14 protein-coding genes are annotated in these 17,400 nt (G+C 70.2%); 6 read left to right on the top strand and 8 right to left on the bottom strand.

What is annotated here, in order from left to right; translation table 11 throughout:
- The first annotated feature begins 175 nt into the window (after positions 1-175).
- Together VHB27_RS21610 and VHB27_RS21605 are read left to right on the top strand one after the other, a co-directional pair.
- On the top strand, positions 176-1,294 hold the full coding sequence (locus VHB27_RS21610) for an Mrp/NBP35 family ATP-binding protein (RefSeq protein WP_325604468.1): 1,119 nt from the start codon (positions 176-178) through the stop codon (positions 1,292-1,294).
- Positions 1,295-1,345: 51 nt separating this feature from the next.
- Positions 1,346-2,242 carry a hypothetical protein gene (locus tag VHB27_RS21605; protein WP_325604465.1) on the top strand — a complete coding sequence of 299 codons (897 nt, stop codon included), beginning with the start codon at positions 1,346-1,348 and terminating at the stop codon, positions 2,240-2,242.
- 99 nt (positions 2,243-2,341) lie between these two features.
- On the opposite strand, the gene VHB27_RS21600 is transcribed toward VHB27_RS21605, so the two are convergent.
- The gene (locus VHB27_RS21600; protein ID WP_325604463.1) at positions 2,342-3,265 is read right to left on the bottom strand and encodes a 2-dehydropantoate 2-reductase; all 924 of its coding nucleotides are present in this window, start codon (positions 3,263-3,265) and stop codon (positions 2,342-2,344) included.
- On the bottom strand, positions 3,256-3,915 hold the full coding sequence (locus VHB27_RS21595; protein ID WP_325604461.1) for a glutathione S-transferase family protein: 660 nt from the start codon (positions 3,913-3,915) through the stop codon (positions 3,256-3,258). Before VHB27_RS21595 ends, VHB27_RS21600 begins: the two co-directional genes overlap by 10 nt.
- 305 nt (positions 3,916-4,220) lie before the next feature.
- On the opposite strand from VHB27_RS21595, the gene VHB27_RS21590 reads away from it, so the two are divergent.
- Positions 4,221-5,153 carry an SDR family oxidoreductase gene (locus VHB27_RS21590; RefSeq protein ID WP_325604459.1) on the top strand — a complete coding sequence of 311 codons (933 nt, stop codon included), beginning with the start codon at positions 4,221-4,223 and terminating at the stop codon, positions 5,151-5,153.
- Positions 5,154-5,240: 87 nt separating this feature from the next.
- Positions 5,241-6,659: a bifunctional enoyl-CoA hydratase/phosphate acetyltransferase gene (locus VHB27_RS21585; RefSeq protein WP_325604457.1), complete on the top strand. Its 1,419-nt coding sequence runs from the start codon at positions 5,241-5,243 to the stop codon at positions 6,657-6,659.
- A 146-nt stretch (positions 6,660-6,805) separates the two neighbouring features.
- Here VHB27_RS21585 and VHB27_RS21580 read toward each other — a convergent pair whose 3' ends face one another.
- The 3 genes from VHB27_RS21580 to VHB27_RS21570 form a co-directional block, all read right to left on the bottom strand.
- The gene (locus tag VHB27_RS21580) at positions 6,806-8,104 is read right to left on the bottom strand and encodes an MFS transporter (protein ID WP_325604455.1); all 1,299 of its coding nucleotides are present in this window, start codon (positions 8,102-8,104) and stop codon (positions 6,806-6,808) included.
- 77 nt (positions 8,105-8,181) lie between these two features.
- On the bottom strand, positions 8,182-9,441 hold the full coding sequence (locus tag VHB27_RS21575) for a glycosyltransferase (RefSeq protein ID WP_325604453.1): 1,260 nt from the start codon (positions 9,439-9,441) through the stop codon (positions 8,182-8,184).
- 344 nt (positions 9,442-9,785) lie between these two features.
- Positions 9,786-11,093 carry an ATP-grasp domain-containing protein gene (locus VHB27_RS21570; protein WP_325604451.1) on the bottom strand — a complete coding sequence of 436 codons (1,308 nt, stop codon included), beginning with the start codon at positions 11,091-11,093 and terminating at the stop codon, positions 9,786-9,788.
- A 94-nt stretch (positions 11,094-11,187) separates the two neighbouring features.
- Here VHB27_RS21570 and VHB27_RS21565 point away from each other — a divergent pair, with 94 nt between their 5' ends.
- On the top strand, positions 11,188-12,138 hold the full coding sequence (locus VHB27_RS21565) for an enoyl-CoA hydratase/isomerase family protein (RefSeq protein WP_325604449.1): 951 nt from the start codon (positions 11,188-11,190) through the stop codon (positions 12,136-12,138).
- A 125-nt stretch (positions 12,139-12,263) separates the two neighbouring features.
- Here VHB27_RS21565 and VHB27_RS21560 read toward each other — a convergent pair whose 3' ends face one another.
- The 3 genes from VHB27_RS21560 to VHB27_RS21550 all read right to left on the bottom strand — a co-directional run bounded on the left by VHB27_RS21560 (position 12,264) and on the right by VHB27_RS21550 (position 16,234).
- A complete protein-coding gene (locus VHB27_RS21560) occupies positions 12,264-13,046 on the bottom strand; it encodes a class I SAM-dependent methyltransferase (protein ID WP_325604447.1) in 783 nt (260 codons plus the stop codon).
- A 74-nt stretch (positions 13,047-13,120) separates the two neighbouring features.
- Entirely contained in the window at positions 13,121-15,058 is a 1,938-nt protein-coding gene (locus VHB27_RS21555; protein WP_325604445.1) for a CaiB/BaiF CoA-transferase family protein, read from the bottom strand.
- A 36-nt stretch (positions 15,059-15,094) separates the two neighbouring features.
- Positions 15,095-16,234: a ring-opening amidohydrolase gene (locus VHB27_RS21550; RefSeq protein WP_325604443.1), complete on the bottom strand. Its 1,140-nt coding sequence runs from the start codon at positions 16,232-16,234 to the stop codon at positions 15,095-15,097.
- 334 nt (positions 16,235-16,568) lie between these two features.
- Here VHB27_RS21550 and tagF point away from each other — a divergent pair.
- Positions 16,569-17,400, top strand: an 832-nt coding sequence (gene tagF, locus VHB27_RS21545; RefSeq protein ID WP_325604440.1) for a type VI secretion system-associated protein TagF, incomplete at its 3' end; no start/stop codon positions are given.

Below are 17,400 nucleotides of genomic sequence, written 5' to 3'. Positions count from 1 at the left end.
TGCTGCCCGAAGACTCCTGTCACGAATGCCCGAATTGGGCGTTCCCATCCGGGAACGCCGCCACCAGACCGTTGGCGGAACCCGAGTGATGCGCCATATCGCGTGCACGGGCGCCGACGGCAGCGTGCTTATCGGCTTGCCCGCCTGGCTTTGCAAGATAAGGGCTTACCCCATCATGGCCGATGTTTCACCGGACGCCCTGCGTTCCGCGCTGCGAGCGATCAACGACCCTCGGTCGGGACAGGACATCGTCGCCGCCGGGCTGGTCGAGGCGATCGACATCCGCGGCGGCCTGGTGCAGGTCACGCTGCTGACCGACCGGACCCATGCCCAGGCGATGGAGCCGGTCCGGCAGGAGGCCGAGGCGGCGCTGAAGCGCCAGCCCGGCGTGACCAATGCCACCGTGATCCTGACCGCGCACCGGACGCCGCCGCAAGGCCAGCAGGCCGCGCCGCCGCCCCACCAGCACGGCCAGCAGCCGAAACCCGGACTGCTGCTGCCCGACGTGAAGTCGATCGTCGCCGTCGCCTCGGGCAAGGGCGGCGTCGGGAAATCCACCGTGGCGGTGAACCTGGCGGTCTCGCTGGCGCGGCGCGGACTGAAGGTCGGGCTGCTCGACGCCGATATCTACGGTCCCAGCCTGCCGCGCATGCTGGGCCTGCGCCGCAAGCCCGAGGTCAGGAACGAGAAGATGGTCCCGCTGCAAGCCTGGGGCCTGGCCTGCATGTCGATCGGCTTCCTGGTCGACGAGGAGACGCCGATGATCTGGCGCGGCCCGATGGTGATGGGCGCGCTGGAGCAGATGATGGGCCAGGTCGCGTGGGGGCCGCTGGACATCCTGGTGGTCGACATGCCGCCCGGCACCGGCGACGCGCAACTGACCATGGCGCAGCGCGTCGCGCTGACCGGGGCGGTGATCGTCTCGACGCCGCAGGACATCGCGCTGATCGATGCCCGCCGCGGCGTGCGGATGTTCGAGAAGACGAAGGTCCCGGTCCTCGGCCTGGTCGAGAACATGAGCTTCTTCTGCTGTCCGAACTGCGGCCACCGCTCCGACCTCTTCGGCCACGGCGGCGCTCGGACCGAGGCGGCGCGGCTGGGGACCGCGTTCCTGGGCGAGATCCCGCTGCTGCTGGACATCCGCGTCGCCGCCGACGCCGGCACCCCGATCGCCGCCCAGGCGCCGGATGGAGAGGCCGGCAAGGCCTATGCCGCGCTGGCGGAGCAGGTGTGGGGCAGGGTCTCGGGCCGCGCGGTGGCGGCGCGCAGCGGGCCGCGCATTGTCATCGACTGAGTAACCAGTCCTTAACACTCGGCCGTTACCCTCCGTCCCGGAGACCGGTCGATGCTGTCGCTCAATCTTGGACGCTTTCTGGGCCGAACCGACGGCGGGTCGATCGCCGATTCGCCTTTGCCGCCGCCGGAGATGCTTCCGGCGCCGTCCGAACCGGAGCGGCCGGAGGTGCCGTCCGGCCCCTGGCCGCCGGACCGGCTGGCCGTCACCGATCGCCTCTGGGGCCCCGGCTTCACCCTGCCGGGCGGCGAGGCCGAGATCCTGCGCCTCACGCGGCCGCTGGGGGCGTCGGGCGACAACCGCCTGCTGCTGGTCGGCGCCGGGGGCGGCGGCTGCGCGACGGCGATCGTGCGCGACACGCATACGCGGGTGACGGCGCTGGAGGCCGAACCGCAACTGCTGGCGGTCGCCCGGGCGCGCGCCGAGGCGGAGAACATGGTCCGCAAGATCGCGTTGGCGTCCTGGGACCCGAACCATCCGGCCTTTCCCAAGGGCAGCCACAGGAACTGCCTGGCGCTGGAGCCGATGCGCCTGGCGGTCTGCACCGTCGTCCTGCCGGCGCTCGCGGCGGCGATCGAGACCGGCGGCAGCCTGGTCGTGGTCGACCTGATCGGCACCGAACCGCTGCTGGTCGGCGATCCGCTCGTCGATCGCTGGGTCAGGCTCGACCTGCGCGACCCGGGGGTGATCCCGACGGCCGGCGCGGTGGCGGCGGTGATGGAGGCCTGCGGCATGGACCTGCGGATCGCCGAGGACATCTCCCACCGCCACATGGACCAGGCGCTGCGCGGCTGGCGCGCCCTGCTGGCGGGTTTGGCGCATCAGAAACCATCGGTGCGGGAAGCCGCGCGGATGGTCTCCGAGGCGGAGCTATGGCTGCTGCGGCAGCGCCTGATCGAGACCGGACGGCTGCGCCTGATGCGCTGGCACGCGATCAGGCGGCGATAGGGAAGCGTTCGGCGCTCTCCCGGCCGGGCTTGTCCCGGCCCGGCGCTGAACGGCTGGGGAGCGGGTGGCCGGGACCAGGCCCCGCCACGCCGGCGACGGTCAGCCGGCGGTAGGGTCGGCGTATGGCTTCAGCACCTGGTACAGCACCTCCTGCACCGGGGTCGGCACCCCCAACGCCCGGCCCAGCGCCACGACTTTCCCGCCGAGCCAGGGTAATTCGATCCGGTTGCCGCGGATCAGGTCGTGCGCCATCGACGCCATCATCGTCGGCGGGGCGCCGCGGTTGAAGCCCAGCGTCTTCTGCACCGCGTCCTCGGGCAGCGGGATGCCTTTCGCTCGGCCGACCGCCACGACCTCGGCATAGGCGTGCTCGAACAGCGGGTTGATCTCGGGATCGTCCCGCAGCAGGCCCAGCGGCTTGCGGGTCGCGGCGGTGATCGAGGCGTTGGAGGCCAGCAGGATGAACTTCATCCACAGATCGACCAGGATGTTCTTGCTGTGGGTCGCATCGAACCCGGCCTTCTGGCACAGCGCGAGGAACGCCTCGGCGCGGTTGCTCCGGCTGCCGTCCAATTCGCCGAACACGAGGCGCATGAAGGTGCCGACCTGGCGGATCACGCCCGGTTCGGCGATGGTGGCGCTGATCTGCGCCACGCCCGGCATCACCGCCTTCGGGCCCAGGATCGGGATCAGGCGCTCGTGCGAATCGATGCCGTTCTGGAACGTGATCACGGCGGTATCGGCGCCGACCAGCGGCTTGATCTTTTCGCCGGCGCTTTCGACGTCCCACAGCTTGACGCAGAACATGACGAAATCCACCGGACCGATGGTCGCGGGATCGTCGGTCGCCTGGGTCGGGACCAGGTGCGTGTCGCCGCGCGGGCTTTCGACGCGCAGCCCTTTCTCCTGCATCGCCTTCAGGTGGGCGCCGCGCGCGACGAAGGTGACGTCGGCGCCGGCATGGGCCAAGGCGGCCCCGAACGCTCCGCCGACGCCGCCGGCACCGATGACCGCTATCCGCATGGGTCGAACTCCGTATCTTTCTTGGGTATCAGGTCGTAGGGCAGGGCGAAGCCGGGCAGCGCGGCAAGGCGCTTCGACCAGGCCTGCACATTGGGCCAGTCGGCGATGTCCATGCCGCCTTCGGCCATGAACACCATGCGGCCCCAGCAGCCGATATCGGCGATGGTCGGACCCGAACCGACCAGCCATGCGCGGCCTTCCAGGCTTTTGTCGACGAAGCTGACGGCGGCGTTGGCCAGCGGACGGAAATAGTCCATCACCGCGGGGTCGACCTGGCGGAACCGGCTGTAGTGCCGGACCTTGGCGACGTTGGTGATGTTATCCGCCTCCCACGACAGCCATTCGCGTGCGGTCCACCGGTCCTGTTCGGTCTCGCCGGCGAAATGCCCGGTGGTGCGCGCGAGGTAATCCAGGATGACGTTCGATTGGACGATCGCCAACCCCTGGTGGCGCAGCGCCGGAACCTGGCCGTAGCGGTTGACCGCCAGGTACGCGGCCTCCTTCTGCCGGCCGAATTTCAGGTTCACGGTGCGGAAGCTGAAGGGAAGCCGCGCCAGCGACAGGTAGAGCATCGGCTTGTACGAGGAGCTGGACGTGAAGCTGCCGTACAGCGTCAGGCGGGCGGGGTCGGGTGTCATTTCTGGCACCATGCACCGGTTTTCCAGCGACGCAAAGACAGCACCGAATTATCCCCGTTCCCTGTGGATAACTCAGTGGGTACCTCTGCGACAGACGGTGCCGAAGCGCTGTCTTCCGCGATTTTACAACCTTGCCAAAGTTTTGGGCAAAGGTCTAACCCATTGATTTTTCAGTACACGATCCTGCTATCAACGTTCTCTGTTAACCTATTGTTAAGATTTGTACGGCCTGTGGAGGAAAACCGGCGCGACTCTACCCTTGCGTTCAACGGCCATCGCCGCGCCAGTCTATGCGCGGCGCATAGGGGAGAAGCCGCATGACCGACGGGACGTCGAGCGAAGCCGCCACCCGGTCCCGCGACCTGGCAGGCAAGACGGCCATCGTGACCGGTGCGAACAGCGGCATCGGCTTCCACGTCGCCCAGGCCCTTGCGTCCCGCGGCGCCGCGACGGTCCTCGCCGTGCGTGACCCTGTCAAGGGCGCGCGAGCGGCGGCGGCGATCGGGGCGGCGTATCCCGATGCGCGCGTGCGTTGCGAAGACCTCGACCTGGACAGCCTGGCCGCCGTGGCGGATTTCGCCGGCCGATGGACCGGACCGCTGGACATCCTGGTCAACAATGCCGCCGTCATGGCGCTGCCGGCGCGCGAGACGACCGCGGACGGGTTCGAACGCCAGATCGGCGTCAACTACCTGGCGCATTTCGCCCTGACCGGCCGGCTGTCCGGTGCCCTGAACGCGGCGCCGAACGGCGGCCGCGTGGTGAACGTCGCCAGCCTGGCGCATCGGCGGGCGGTGCTGCGGCTGGATGACCTGCAAAGCCAGGCGGCCTATTCCCCGGCGGGCGCCTATCGCCAGAGCAAGCTGGCGATGCTGATGTTCTCGTTGGAGCTGCATCGCCGGTCGCAGGCACATGGTTGGGCGCTGCGCGCCTTCGCGGCGCATCCCGGCTGGGCGCGGACGAACATCATCCCCAACGGCCCCGGCCGGGCCGGCCGGGGCATCAAGGTCCGGCTGATGCAGGCGCTGTTCGGCCTGGCGGCGCAATCCGCCCGGGACGGCGCCCTGCCGATCGTGTTCGCCGCCACCGCGCCGGACGCGGAGCCAGGCGGCTATTATGGTCCCGATGGCCGGAACGAGCGGCGCGGCCCGCCGGCGCCGGCGGCGGTCTTCCCCCAGGCCAGGGACCGGCAGGCCGCCGCGGCGCTGTGGACGGTGTCCGAGGCGCTGACCGGCGTGACGTTCGGATGACCTCCCGCGACGCTGCGTATTCACCCTAATCGCGCGCGGCACCCGAACGGCGTAGGGTCTGCGGCACCGCAGCAAAGAGGTGCCATCGTGGACCTGACGCCGACCGCCAAAGACGCCCGCATCGAAAACCGCACCTTCGCGGAAATCGCGGTCGGCGACACCGCCAGCGTCACCCGCACCCTGACGGTCGAGGACATCGAGTTGTTCGCCGTCGTCTCGGGCGACGTCAATCCGGCGCACCTCGATCCCGGCTATGCCGCCACCGACATGTTCCACCGCATCATCGCGCACGGCATGTGGGGCGGTGCGCTGATCTCGGCGGTGCTGGGCACCAAGCTGCCGGGGCCGGGGACGATCTACCTGGCGCAGGACTTCCGCTTCGAGGCGCCGGTCGGCATCGGCGACACCATCACCGCCACCGTCACCGTGCGCGAGAAGAAGGACGCCAAGCAGCAGATCGTCCTCGACTGCCGCTGCACCAACCAGGCAGGCCAGGACGTCATCACCGGTACCGCCCTGGTGCGGGCGCCGGCGGAGAAGATCGCCCGCAGCCGCATCGAGCTTCCGGACGTCCGGCTGATGCGGCATCAGCGGTTCCGCACGATGGTCGAACAGGTGTGCGGCCGGCCGCCGCTGCCGGTCGCGATCGCCCACCCGTGCGATGCGACCTCCCTGACCGCGGCGCAGGAGGTGGCGGCCCTGGGCATGATCGAGCCGATCCTGGTCGGGCCGGCGGCGAAGATCCGCGCCGCCGCGGCCTCGGCCAATATCGACATCGCCGCGTGGCGCCTGGTGGACGCGCCGCACAGCCATGCCGCGGCGGCGCGCGCGGTGGCGCTGGTCAGGGCGGGCGAGGCGGCGCTGCTGATGAAGGGCTCGCTGCACACCGATGAGCTGCTGCACGAGGTCGTTGCAGCCGATACCGGGCTGCGCACCGAACGGCGGCTGTCGCATGTCTATGTCATGGACGTGCCGACCTATCCGCGGCCGCTGCTGATCACCGACGCGGCGGTGAACATCGCCCCGACGCTGGAGGCGAAGCACGACATCGTGCAGAACGCCATCGACCTCGCGCATGTGATGGGCGTCGAGCAGCCGAAAGTGGCGATCCTGAGCGCGGTGGAGGTGGTCAATCCCGCGATGGCCTCGACCCTGGACGCGGCGGCGCTGTGCAAGATGGCGGATCGCGGCCAGATCACCGGCGGCGTGGTCGACGGGCCGCTGGCGTTCGACAACGCCGTCAGCCCGGCGGCGGCGCGGCAGAAAGGGATCGTCTCGCCGGTGGCCGGGCAGGCGGACATCCTCGTGGTGCCGGACCTGGAGGCGGGGAACATGCTGGCCAAGCAGCTTTCGTTCCTGGCGGGCGCGGACGCGGCGGGCGTGGTGCTGGGGGCCCGCGTTCCCATCATCCTCACCAGCCGCGCCGATTCCGCGCGCACCCGCGTGGCGTCCTGCGCGGTGGCCGCCCTGATGGCGCAGGGTCTGGTAGCGCGCCAGCCCGCTTGATCGGCCGGGGGTCGGCCTTGTGCCGGCCGTCCGCCCGTGCCGGCGCAGCGCGGATGGCTCGGACAAGCCGGGCCGACAGGGGCCGGGCCGACAGGGGCCGGGCCGATCGGGGCCGGGCCGGTTGGGGCTGGGCCGCGAGGGAAAGTCTACCCCGCCACCCCGACCGCCCCGGACCGGCCCGTGTGGACCGGCCGTTCCTCGCCCAGCGTGTAGCGCGTCAGGACGAAGGAGACGCCGGCGCCGACCAGCGACAGCAGCCCCGCTAGCACGAAGGCGGAGGCGAAGCTGCCGCTTGCCTCGACGATATAGCCGGTGACGATCGGCGCCAGCAGGCCGAAGACGTTGCCGCCCATCACCAGGAAGGCGAAAGCGCGCCCGGCATCCGCCTTGGACCGCAGCAGGTCGTTGGTCAGCGCCGCGTTGGTGCCGCTGGCCGTGGCACCGAAACTGACCGGGAAGATCGTCAGCACGAGGACCGCCGCCAGCGAGTCGACGAAGGGGATCAGCAGCCCGATCGAGCACAGCAGCAGGCAGGCGACGACCACGATGCGCCGCGATCCCGTCCCGATGGTCGCCGGCGTCAGGATCTTGTCGCTGAGCCAGTTGGCGAGGACCATGATCACGCTGCCGATCAGGAACGGCACCGAGGTGAACAGGCCCGAGTTGACGATCGACAGGCCGCGGGCGGTCTGCAGGTAGTTGGGCAGCCAGCTCAGGTACAGGTAGACCGAATACACGGCGCAGCCCTGGGAGATCGCGAGCCCCCACATCGCGGGCGAGCGCATCAGCCCGCGATAGCCGACCGACGCGGTGTCGGAGACCGTTTCATGTCCGTGCCGCTCCGCCAGGATGCGCCTGCGTTCCGCTTCGGGCAGCCAGCGCGTCGTTTCCGGCGTCGATACGCATGCCATCCAGACGCCGACCCAGACGAGGCCGACGGCGCCGGTGATGTAGAACGACCAGCGCCAGTCCAGCGTCGCGATCAGCCAGGCGACGACGGGGGCGCTGACCGCGGGGCCGAACAGCGTCCCGGCCTGGATCAGTCCGACGGCGAGGCCACGCTCCGTCGACGGGGCCCAGTCGCGGACGGCGCGGTAGCTGACCGGGAAGGTGGGCGCCTCGCCCGCGCCGAGACCCAGCCGCGCGATCAGCATCGAAACGAACCCGGTGGTGGCGCCGGTCGCCATCTGCGCGACGGACCAGAAGGCGGCGCCCATGGCCGCGAGCCGATGCGCGCCCCAACTGTCGACCATCCGGCCGCCGGGCAGCATCATGACGACATAGGCCCAGAGAAAGGACGAGAACAGGTATCCGAGCTCAATCGGCGTCAAGCCGAATTCCGCGGCGATCGGCTTGCCGGCGACCGACATGTTGATGCGGTCCAGGTAGCAGATGATGTTGAACAAGAATAAAAGAAAGTAAACCCAGTACCGGCGGTGGGTCATCGTCTTGACGCTCCCTGAGATTCTTATGCTTGTGGGAGGAGCGTAGCAAAGCGGGGACGGAAGTCCAGCCGGCGGCCTCAGCCCGCCAGCGCGTTCGGGACCGCGATGGGGTGGCGCGTGGCCACCATCTGCTCCACCATGCCGTAGAATTGCGAGACGCGGACTGGCAGTTTGAATTGCGCGGCCCTGGCGGCCGCTCCGGCCGACAGCGCCTGAAGCCGTTCCGGCGTGTGTATGATCTGCGCGATGTCGGCCGCCATCGCCGTGGCGACCTGCTGGGTGTTTCGTCCCGCGGTCGAGACGATCACGCCGGAGCCGGGCGTCACGATCTGGGCCGGGCCGCCGACATCGAGGCACACCACCGGCAACCCGAACGACAGCGATTCCAGCACGGCGTTGCCGCTGGAATCGTGCAGGCTGGGAAACACGAACAGGTCATGGGTCTGGTACAGTTCGAACAGCGCTTGCTGCGCCAGCCAGGGCACGAAATCGACATTGCCGGCGACGCCCAGGGCGGCGGCGTCGGCGCGCAGGCGGGCTTCCTCCCTGCCTTTGCCGACGACGGTCAGCCGCGCGTCGGGGACGGTGCGGACCAGTTCGGCCAGCGCCCTGATGGCGATGTGCGCGCCTTTCCAATAGAGCAGCCGCCCGGCGAACAGCAGCCGTGGCGGTCCCGGCGGCCTGGGGGGACGGTCGGCGTTGACCGCCTCCAGCCCCAGTTCGAGGAAATTGACCGATTTCCTTTGCATGGCGGGCGTCAGGATCCGGCCGGTGTCGGGCGTCTTGGTGAAGATGACGTCGGCGCTCGACAGGCCGTGGCGCACCAGGGGATTGATCGTGATCGTGTGGTTGGACAGGTCGCGGACTTCCTCGGTGATCCTGGCCCGCGGGTGGAACGCGTCGCGCAGGGATCGCGGCGACGTCTCCCCCCCGCCGACCGGTCCGACGATCAGCGGCGCGTCGATGAAGCCCAGGAATGTCGGCGCCCTGACGCCGCCCCAGGTGAGATGGTGCAGGACGTCGAAGCCGATCTCCGCGTGCAGCCGGCGGGCCATCGCGGCCGCGCGCACCTGCCAAAAGAGGTTGTATGTCCGCTCCCACTCCGGCTCGATCGCCTGCTGCAGCGGCCAGCCGGGCACCGTGGGGAACCGCCAGGTGATGCCCGCGAGTTCAGGGTCTTCCTGGCAAGCCTTCGTCACCGAGGCCTCGTGGTTGGGCGCCACGAGCGCCCAGACCTGGTGGCCAAGCCGGTGAGCATGGGTGATCCAGTTCCAGCCGACGGCATGCTCCGATCCCCGGTTGGGCGCGCAGGAATAGGACGATATGAGCAGTTTCATCCGGCTTCGGTGCTTCCTTCGATTGTTTGCTCCCAGGCCACCCCTGGCGGGTAGGGCGGCGTAAGAGCGCAACTACAATGCTTTGGAATGCCGTCTCATGAGTACATAAACTAGAGACTCACCACGGCATCACTCTGGGTCAGGCTTCAAGGTTGAGACGAGATAGCATTAATGAAACGTCCGAAGCAATCGCGATTTGCAATGACGGCGCATGATCGCCGACCCCGGTCCGGCTTCCCCAAGACGCGCCGGCCAACGGCGTGAAAGGCAACGGGTGTCCGGCCCCACCGGACGACCGTTGGTGGCCCCCTAGAGGAGCGGCGGGGTCCGGAGCGGCGGGCGGGTCAGAGGAGTGGCGAGGTCAGAAGCGGCGAGGTCAGAAGCGGCAGGGCCAGGGGCTGCAGGGCCAGGGGCTGCAGGGTCAGGGGCGCCTCCATCCGGCGCCGCAGCAACGCGTCGAACGCTTCGAAGATCCGGCGCATCCGCGGCTGCTTGTAGGCGAACCGGTCCAGCGGGTCCATCATGTGGATGATCGCCCCTGCGTCCGCCTCGAACACCAGCAGCCGCCCGTCGGGCGTTTCGGCGCAGTCGATGGAATAGAAGTCGAAGCCCAGCCGTTCGTGCAGCGCGTCGAACGCCGCCGCGTGCCGTCGGGCGAAGCCGCTGTCGAACTCCGCCATCGCCGCCGCTTCTTCTGCCCGTTTCTCGGCCGAGACATCCATGCCGGCATTCAGGTAGTGGACCATCCAATGGCTGGAGACCGCCATGTGGCAGAGAAATGGCCGCCGGTCGATGAAGGCGACGCGCGACTTGCGATAAAGGCCCCGGCCGTCGGCATAGTCGACGAAGACGCTCATGTAGAAACGATCGGCGTCGGATGTTTCCAGGTAGCGCACCAGGCTTTCCTGGTCGGACAGCAACGCGAGCCCGTGACCGGCATGGGTGCCGGCCGGACGGACCAGGCAGGGGAACATGGTTCCCGTGGAAACGAAACCGTCGATCGGATCGCCGCTTGCCAGGTACGCCTCCAGCGCCGGCCGTGTCACCGCGACCGTCTCCGGACTGCGGATCGACGCGATGCCGGCCAGCGATCGGGACAGCGCGTCGCGCGCCAGTGCGGGCAGGAAGGCGGGATCGTTCAGCACCGGTCGCGGCCACGCGCGATACAACGCCGCCAGCCGCGCCAGCATGGCGCCATCGGGATCGCCGTGGGCGAAGAAGGCGACGTCGTGATCGGGCACCACCGGCGGCAGCGGCCGGTTCGGCAGCACATGCAGCAGGTCGAGCCGGACATCGAGGTGGTTGGTCAGGAAATCGAGCGGCGCGTTCACCATCAGGTCGCCGGCACCGCACACCGCCAGCAGCCGGACCGGCCGGCCGCCGGACGCCGTCCGTTGCACACGGAACAACAACGAGCGTGCCAAGGCCGCGTCCTGCAGCCGCAATCCTTCGGCGCGGCGGAAATCCAGTTGCAGCGCGATCCCCAGGTCGAACAGCGTCCCCGCCTCGGTGCCGTCGGGGCGGATGCGATCCATCAGCCGGTCGAAGCCGTTGCCGCCATAGGCGAAGGTCGTAAGGTCCGCGACGCCGCGGATGGCCGGTGGCATGAGCGTATCGCTCAACGCCGGGATGGCCTCTGGCAGACGCGACATCGAGACTCCGGATCGTGGGCGGCCGAACCTGGCACCGAATGGTTAACAACCCGTTTCCGCGCCCCGATTATTTGACCCGTGCGCGGGGCATGCCATGCTGAACGCGGAAACGGCGAGGGACACGGCGATGCCGATCGACTACGAGAAACGCGACGGGGTGGCCTATATCACCCTGAACAATCCGGCGAAGGCCAACATCCTCGACAAGCCGACCTCCGACGCGATCTCCGAAGCGTGGATCGACCTGTGGGAAGACCGCGACATCCGCTGCGCCATCGTCACCGGCAAGGGCGACCGGCATTTCTGCGGCGGCCACAACCTTGCGCCGCGCCCAGACCTGACGGCCGAGGACCGGGAGTTCCTGCGCACGCAGCGGATCTTCTGGCCGCTGGCCGGCACGGTGCATGGGCAGAAGACCGGTGTGGACGGGCGCATGGGCGACCACTACCCGCGGGTCTGGAAGCCGGTGATCGCCGCCATCAACGGCTGGGCGGCGGGCGCGGGCATGTACATGCTCCTCACCTCCACCGACATCCGCCTCGCATCCGCCGAGAACGCTCGGTTCAAGTTCTCGCTGCTGTCCCAAGGCTGGCTGGGGCACGGGCCGGGCGCGTCGATGCTGCTGAAGCAGCTTCGCTACATCGACGCGATGAAGATCCTGCTGACCGACGAACCCTTCGACGCGGCCGAGGCGCTGCGGGTTGGCCTGGTCAACGAGGTCGTGCCCCATGCCGAACTGATGGCGCGGGCCGAGGCGATCGCGCGCCATATCGTCACGCTGCCGCCGGTCGCGGTGCGCATGATGAAGGAGTTCGTCGTCCGCTTCGGCAACCTGCCGGACGACCAGGCCTGGCACGTGCAGAACCTGATCAACGCGCTGCTGATCCAGACGACGATGGACGGCGAGGAAGGCCGCCAGGCCTTCAATGCCAAGCGCAAGCCAAACTTCACCGGCACCCTGCGCAAGCGGGGCGAGCCCTGGCCCGAATGGTCGGAGGCCGACCGGGAACGCCTGGACGACGCCTATCGCAGCGGCGAGTACTGACCGTCCGGATATCGTGCCGTAAGCGCGATGACCTGGGGCGGAATCGCCACGGGTCCGAATCGCGCGGTCGGGCAAGACCATTGGGTAAGACCATGATGCGTGAGCGAACGCGAAGCCATCATGCCTTAGGGCACCCGCCCCGTCACCGCCGCCGCCCAGGCCGTGTGCGTCACGCGCCCGTCCGCCTCCGGCGCCAACCGCGCGCGGACCGCGTCCTTGACGCCCGCCAGGGTGTCGGGCGGGAGCGCGGCGAGCGTGGGCTTCAGCGCGCCGCTGTTGGTGCACGCGGTCCAATAGTCGTCGAAATCCGCGAAGCTCCGGCGGACCGTGATGGTCCGGGTCGCCACCTTCTCCAGCCCCGCGCCGGACCAGACGGCGCGCAGCGCGTCCTCCTGCGCCACGGCTGCGTTGGGCGGGCGTGGCGGAGCGATCCCGACGGCCTGCAGCGCGTCGTGGATCGGGCCGAACGGGAAACCCCCGGTCGCGAAGTTCCACACATAGGCGGAGATGATGCCGCCGGACCGCACCACGCGCGCCATCTCGGCCACGCCCTTGGCCGGGTCCGGGACGAAGAAGATCACCAGCGCCATGGTCGCCGCGTCGAACGAGTCGTCGGGGAACGGCAGCGCCATCGCGTCGCCCTGCCGGAACGTCGCGCCGCGGGCGCCGGGCCGTGTGCTTGCGTAGTCGATCTGGGCCGGGGAGGGGTCGATGCCCTCGACGGCGGCAGGTGCGCAGCGCTCCATCAGCAATTCGGTGAACGCGCCGTTGCCGCAGCCGACATCGATCCAGCGCAGCCCCGCGGGCGGTGCCACCCAATCGAGGAAGTCCTGTCCTGCTAGCCGGCTCCACAGGCCCATGGCGCGCTCATAGGCGGCGCCGTCGTCGAACCGTATCTGTCCGCTCATGCTTCCCCTCCCTCGGCGCGGGCACTATCGCGCGGGACGAGGCTGCGGGCGAGTCCGTACATCACGCCGCGCCGTCACCCCAGGGTGCCGGTCCGCCGCAGCGCGCCGATCGCGTCGGCGCCCAGTCCCAGCACGTCCCGCAGCACCGCGTCCGTATCGGCCCCCAGGCCGCGGGCCGGCCCACCGGCCTGACCGAACGTTGCCGCCCAGGGCAGGCCCGGCAGCAATCCGGCTTCGGTGGTCTCCCAGAAGCCGCGCGCCCGCAGGTGCGGATCGGCAACGAGGTCCAGCGACGACGCCAGCGCCGTGGCCCGGCCGCCGGGACCTTCCGCCACCCAGGCATCGTCGCCCGCGGACGGTCTCACCGATCCGGCATCGGCCTCCCCGCCGACCTCCCCGCCGACCTCCCCTTGGGCGGCCAGCAGCGGTTCGGCCATCGTCCACAGCATCGCCTCGATCATCGAGAAGTCGATCCGCGCCGCCACGCCGCGCCGCCGCCGCCAGACCGAGGCCGCGACGGAAAACGCCAGCATCAGCCCGCACATCGGATCGAGCCAGGCCATCCCGACGCGCGGCGCCCTGCCGGGATGGCGGTTCAACCCGGCGAACCCCGCGTAGCATTGCAGCAGCGTCCCGTAGGCGACCGCCCGAGCTTCGGGGCCGGTGCGGCCGAGGCCGGAGGCGGACACGTAGATCAGGTCCGGCGCCACCGCCCGCAGCGCCGCCTCGCCCAGGCCGAGGCGATCCATCACCCCGGTCGCGAAGTTCTCGATCAGCACGTCGGACCGGGCGGCGAGGTCGCGTGCGATGGCGACGGCCTCGGGTTTCTTCAGGTCGAGCGTGATCGTCTTCTTCCCCTGGCCCAGGACCGTGTGCAGTTCCGACCCACGACCCGGATCGCCGCCGTTCGGCGCTTCGACCTTGATCACCTCGGCGCCCATCGCGGCCAGGATGCGCGTCGTGGTCGGCCCGGCGATCACCCAACTGAAATCGAGCACCCGGATGCCGGACAAGGGCAGCGGCCCCGCTGTCCGCTGGGCCGCGGGGCAGGCGTGCTCCGCGACGCCGAACGGCGTGCCGGGCATCAGCGTCTTGTTCCAAGGCCGGAAGAAGCCGCGATGGCGCAGTTGCGCGCTCTCCAGGTGCTCCGTCACCTCCAGCAGCGGGAAGCTCGGCACATGCGCGGCCTGGGCCAGCGTCGCGATCTGCCGCTTGTCGTATTGGCGGCTCCACGCCGACATCAGGGCGTGCAGCGCGTCCCAGTTGGCGACGCGGTCCGCCTTGCGGGCGAAGCGCGGATCGGCGGCCCAGTCCGGGTTGCCCATGGCGGCGACCCAGGCGGCCCATTGCTTCTCCTCCCGCGGGGAGATCGCGGCATAGCCGTCGCCGGCGGGCAGGATGCAGACGGTCGCGCCGTTGCCGTCGCTTTCGCGCCTGCGCCGCCAGGCCACGCCGCGCTGGCTGGCGCGCGTCAGTTCGGTGATCGCCAGCGTGGCCAGCGCCTGCTGGATCGAGACGTCCACCGTGGCCGCGCGTCCCGGCAGGGCGGCGTGCATGCCGGCGCAGGCCGCGGCGAGGCCGCCGATGAAGGCGGATTGCCGACCGACGGGCGCCATCGGCGGTTCCGACAGGTCGTCCACCTGCCCGGTCAGCAGCCGCGCGATCCCGCTGGCGAAGAACAGGGCCAGGTCGCCGGCCGGTTCCTCGGCACGCGGTCCGGTTTGACCGAACGGGCTGATCAGGACGATGGCCGCGCCGGGATTGCGCCGGCGCAGCGAGGCCTCGTCCCAGCCGGCGGCGCGCAGCGTGGCGGGCGACCCTTCGGCGACGATCAGGTCCGCCGCCTCGATCGTTCCGGCCGCGTCGCCTGCGTTCAGCCATGCGGCCAGCGGGGACGACCGGTCCGTGCCGACACGGACGACCGAGGCGCCTGCCTCGGCCATCATGCGGCCGCAGACCGCGGCGGCGAGGCCGGGACCGAGTTGGGCGACGGTGAAACCTTCAAGCAGCATGGAGCTGTGTCCCGATATCGTTCCGAATGATACTGGCTACGGACGGCACTGGCGCGCGATGACGGCGACGACCCCGCCGCCGTCCGGCCCCTGGTGTTCGGCGCCGCCCGAAACGAACAGGTCCGTCCTGCCCGCCACGCCCGCCAGCACGCCGCCCACCAGCGCCCGCGCATGGCGGGTCGCGTTGATGTCGCTGTCGTCGAGCATGATGTGGCGGGCGCCGCGGATGTGTCCGGTCGAGGCCGGGTCGGCCTTGGCCAGCACCGCCAGCAGATCGTCCCGCTGCTGCGGGGTCAACTGCCCGTCCGGCGGCAGGCCGGCATCGGACAGCGCGCCGATCGCCGCCGGCAGGTCGATCGCGTCCCGCATCACGCGGTGCGCGATCACCGCTTCGCTGGCCCAGGCGGCGCTGTTGCCCAGCACCACCACCTCATTATGCATCAGTTCGATCCCCGCCGACGTGCTCGCTCGGCCGGACCAGAGATCGAGCCGGCGGCACACGGCGTCGTCGCCGATCCCGCCCGCCGGCAGTTCCCCAAGGGCCGCGGCGACGCCCAGCGCCGAGGCGCCGCGCGAATAGCCCATCGACTTATAAGTATCGTTGGTGACGACGCTCTGCCGCTGCCCTTGCCCTCGCGTCAGCGCCGCGGCGATCCGTTCGCCGGTGAGCAGGGGGCATTTGACCTGCACGTAATGGACGTCGTCCGGGTCGGTGATGGCGGCGGCGCGCATGGCGGCGCGGACGGCGTCGGCGGTCGCGTCGACCTGCGCGGTGCGGCCGATGTCTTCCGGCAGGAACGCGCGCGTGGCGGCCGTGCCGATCGCCAGGCGGGGCGCGGCGGGCGGGGCGGCCTGGATGGTTTCTTCGGTAAAGACCAGGATGTGGGGCGACAGGCCGCCCTCGGTGCCGCCCGACATGACGATGGCGACGCGCCGGCCGACCTCGCCCGGGCTGCACCCGAGCGGTCCGGCCAGCGCGGCGTGAAGGGCCTGGACGGCATAGGCACGGGTGAAATCGTTGACGCAGCCGTTGCCCTCGGTCTTGCCGAAGATCGCCTTGATGCCGGCGGGCGGGATCGACCCGGACTCGATCCGGTCCAGCAACGGGGCAACGTCCGCCGGATGGGAGGTCGGCAGGCGGTGCACCCGGCAGGCGCGGGCGAGGGCAGGGGGCATGACCGGTTCCTGGCGGATGGTGGAAGCGCCAGTCTAGCCGCGTGGCGAGGCGCGGCAATGTCGGGCTGTCCGCTGCGCCGGCCCCTGGTGCCGCGGGACGAACGGCGCGATGCTGCGGTCCGCGGGACGCCGATGCCCGCGGTCCCGGGAGACATGCATGAGCCGGAGCGTCGCGCCTGCCGGGATCTCCGGCCCAAGGTCGGTCGGATCAGGGCCGGTCGGACTAGGCTCGGTCGGACCAATGTCGGTCGGACCAGTGTCGGTCGGACCAGGCTCGGTCGGACCGGGGTTCTTCGGAAAAGTACCCGCCCGTGGCGATTTCCTGGACCGGCGCATGCCTTCCGTGCTGCGGGTGGCCTGGGAGCAGTGGCTGTCGTCGCTGGTCGTCGCCGCCCGTGCGGCGCTGGGGACCGACTGGCCGCATGACTGGCTGACGGCGCCGCTGTGGCATTTCACCCTGGGGCGGGAGGTCGCCCCGCCGCTGGGCGCGGCCGGCGTGCTGCTGGCCAGCGTCGACCGGGTGGGACGTTTCTTTCCGTTCTCGATCCTGGGACTGGCCGCGCCGGACGCTGCCGCGCGCAGCGCCGATTGGGCGCGTGCGGCCGAGGCGCTGGCCTTGTCGGCGCTGGCCGATGATTTCGATCCCGATCGGCTGGATGCCGCGCTGGCCGGTCTTGGACCGCCGCCGGCGGCGGGCGGGGCGGCGCTGGCGAACGGGATCTGGCCCTTGCGGATCCACGACGACTGGCCGGCGCCGCCCGCCGACAGGCTGTCGGATGCGGCGTGGCTGCCGCCGGGACCGTCGCAGTCGGCATGGTGGTGCCGGGGATCGGAGCGGATGGTGCCGGTGCATATACGGGCCATGGGGTTGCCGCATGAGCGGCTGGCGGCGGCGATGGTGACGGGCGTGTTCGATCCCGCCGACGGCGGCGAGGCGGCGCTGGATCCCGGAAGCCTTGCGATCCGGCGCGCGCCGGTCCCTCCGGCGGATGGTGCGCTGCCGGAAGAGACGTCCCCGGACGAGGGGCGGGTGGACGACGACCCTTCGGCGGGGCGGATCGACATGGACCGGGTCGATCCCCTGGGTGGTGATCCCGTGGGCGGTGATCCCGTGGGCGGTGATTCTTTGGGTGGCGATCGATTGGACGACGATCCGGACTTGGATG

The sequence above is a fragment of the Rhodopila sp. genome (genome assembly GCF_035548235.1).
GTDB lineage: Bacteria > Pseudomonadota > Alphaproteobacteria > Acetobacterales > Acetobacteraceae > Rhodopila.
The sequence above is the reverse complement of the archived record's forward strand: the minus strand, read 5'-3'. Positions and strand labels throughout refer to the sequence as shown.

Bases quoted from the DNA above. Each gene is read 5' to 3' on its own strand.
- VHB27_RS21595 (WP_325604461.1), bottom strand. From the start codon at position 3,915: ATGGTGCCAGAAATGACACCCGACCCCGCCCGCCTGACGCTGTACGGC.
- VHB27_RS21565 (WP_325604449.1), top strand. From the start codon at position 11,188: ATGCTGAACGCGGAAACGGCGAGGGACACGGCGATGCCGATCGACTAC.
- VHB27_RS21605 (WP_325604465.1), top strand. From the start codon at position 1,346: ATGCTGTCGCTCAATCTTGGACGCTTTCTGGGCCGAACCGACGGCGGG.
- VHB27_RS21580 (WP_325604455.1), bottom strand. From the start codon at position 8,104: ATGACCCACCGCCGGTACTGGGTTTACTTTCTTTTATTCTTGTTCAAC.
- VHB27_RS21590 (WP_325604459.1), top strand. From the start codon at position 4,221: ATGACCGACGGGACGTCGAGCGAAGCCGCCACCCGGTCCCGCGACCTG.
- VHB27_RS21610 (WP_325604468.1), top strand. From the start codon at position 176: ATGGCCGATGTTTCACCGGACGCCCTGCGTTCCGCGCTGCGAGCGATC.
- VHB27_RS21555 (WP_325604445.1), bottom strand. From the start codon at position 15,058: ATGCTGCTTGAAGGTTTCACCGTCGCCCAACTCGGTCCCGGCCTCGCC.
- VHB27_RS21575 (WP_325604453.1), bottom strand. From the start codon at position 9,441: ATGAAACTGCTCATATCGTCCTATTCCTGCGCGCCCAACCGGGGATCG.
- VHB27_RS21560 (WP_325604447.1), bottom strand. From the start codon at position 13,046: ATGAGCGGACAGATACGGTTCGACGACGGCGCCGCCTATGAGCGCGCC.
- VHB27_RS21570 (WP_325604451.1), bottom strand. From the start codon at position 11,093: ATGTCGCGTCTGCCAGAGGCCATCCCGGCGTTGAGCGATACGCTCATG.
- VHB27_RS21600 (WP_325604463.1), bottom strand. From the start codon at position 3,265: ATGCGGATAGCGGTCATCGGTGCCGGCGGCGTCGGCGGAGCGTTCGGG.
- VHB27_RS21550 (WP_325604443.1), bottom strand. From the start codon at position 16,234: ATGCCCCCTGCCCTCGCCCGCGCCTGCCGGGTGCACCGCCTGCCGACC.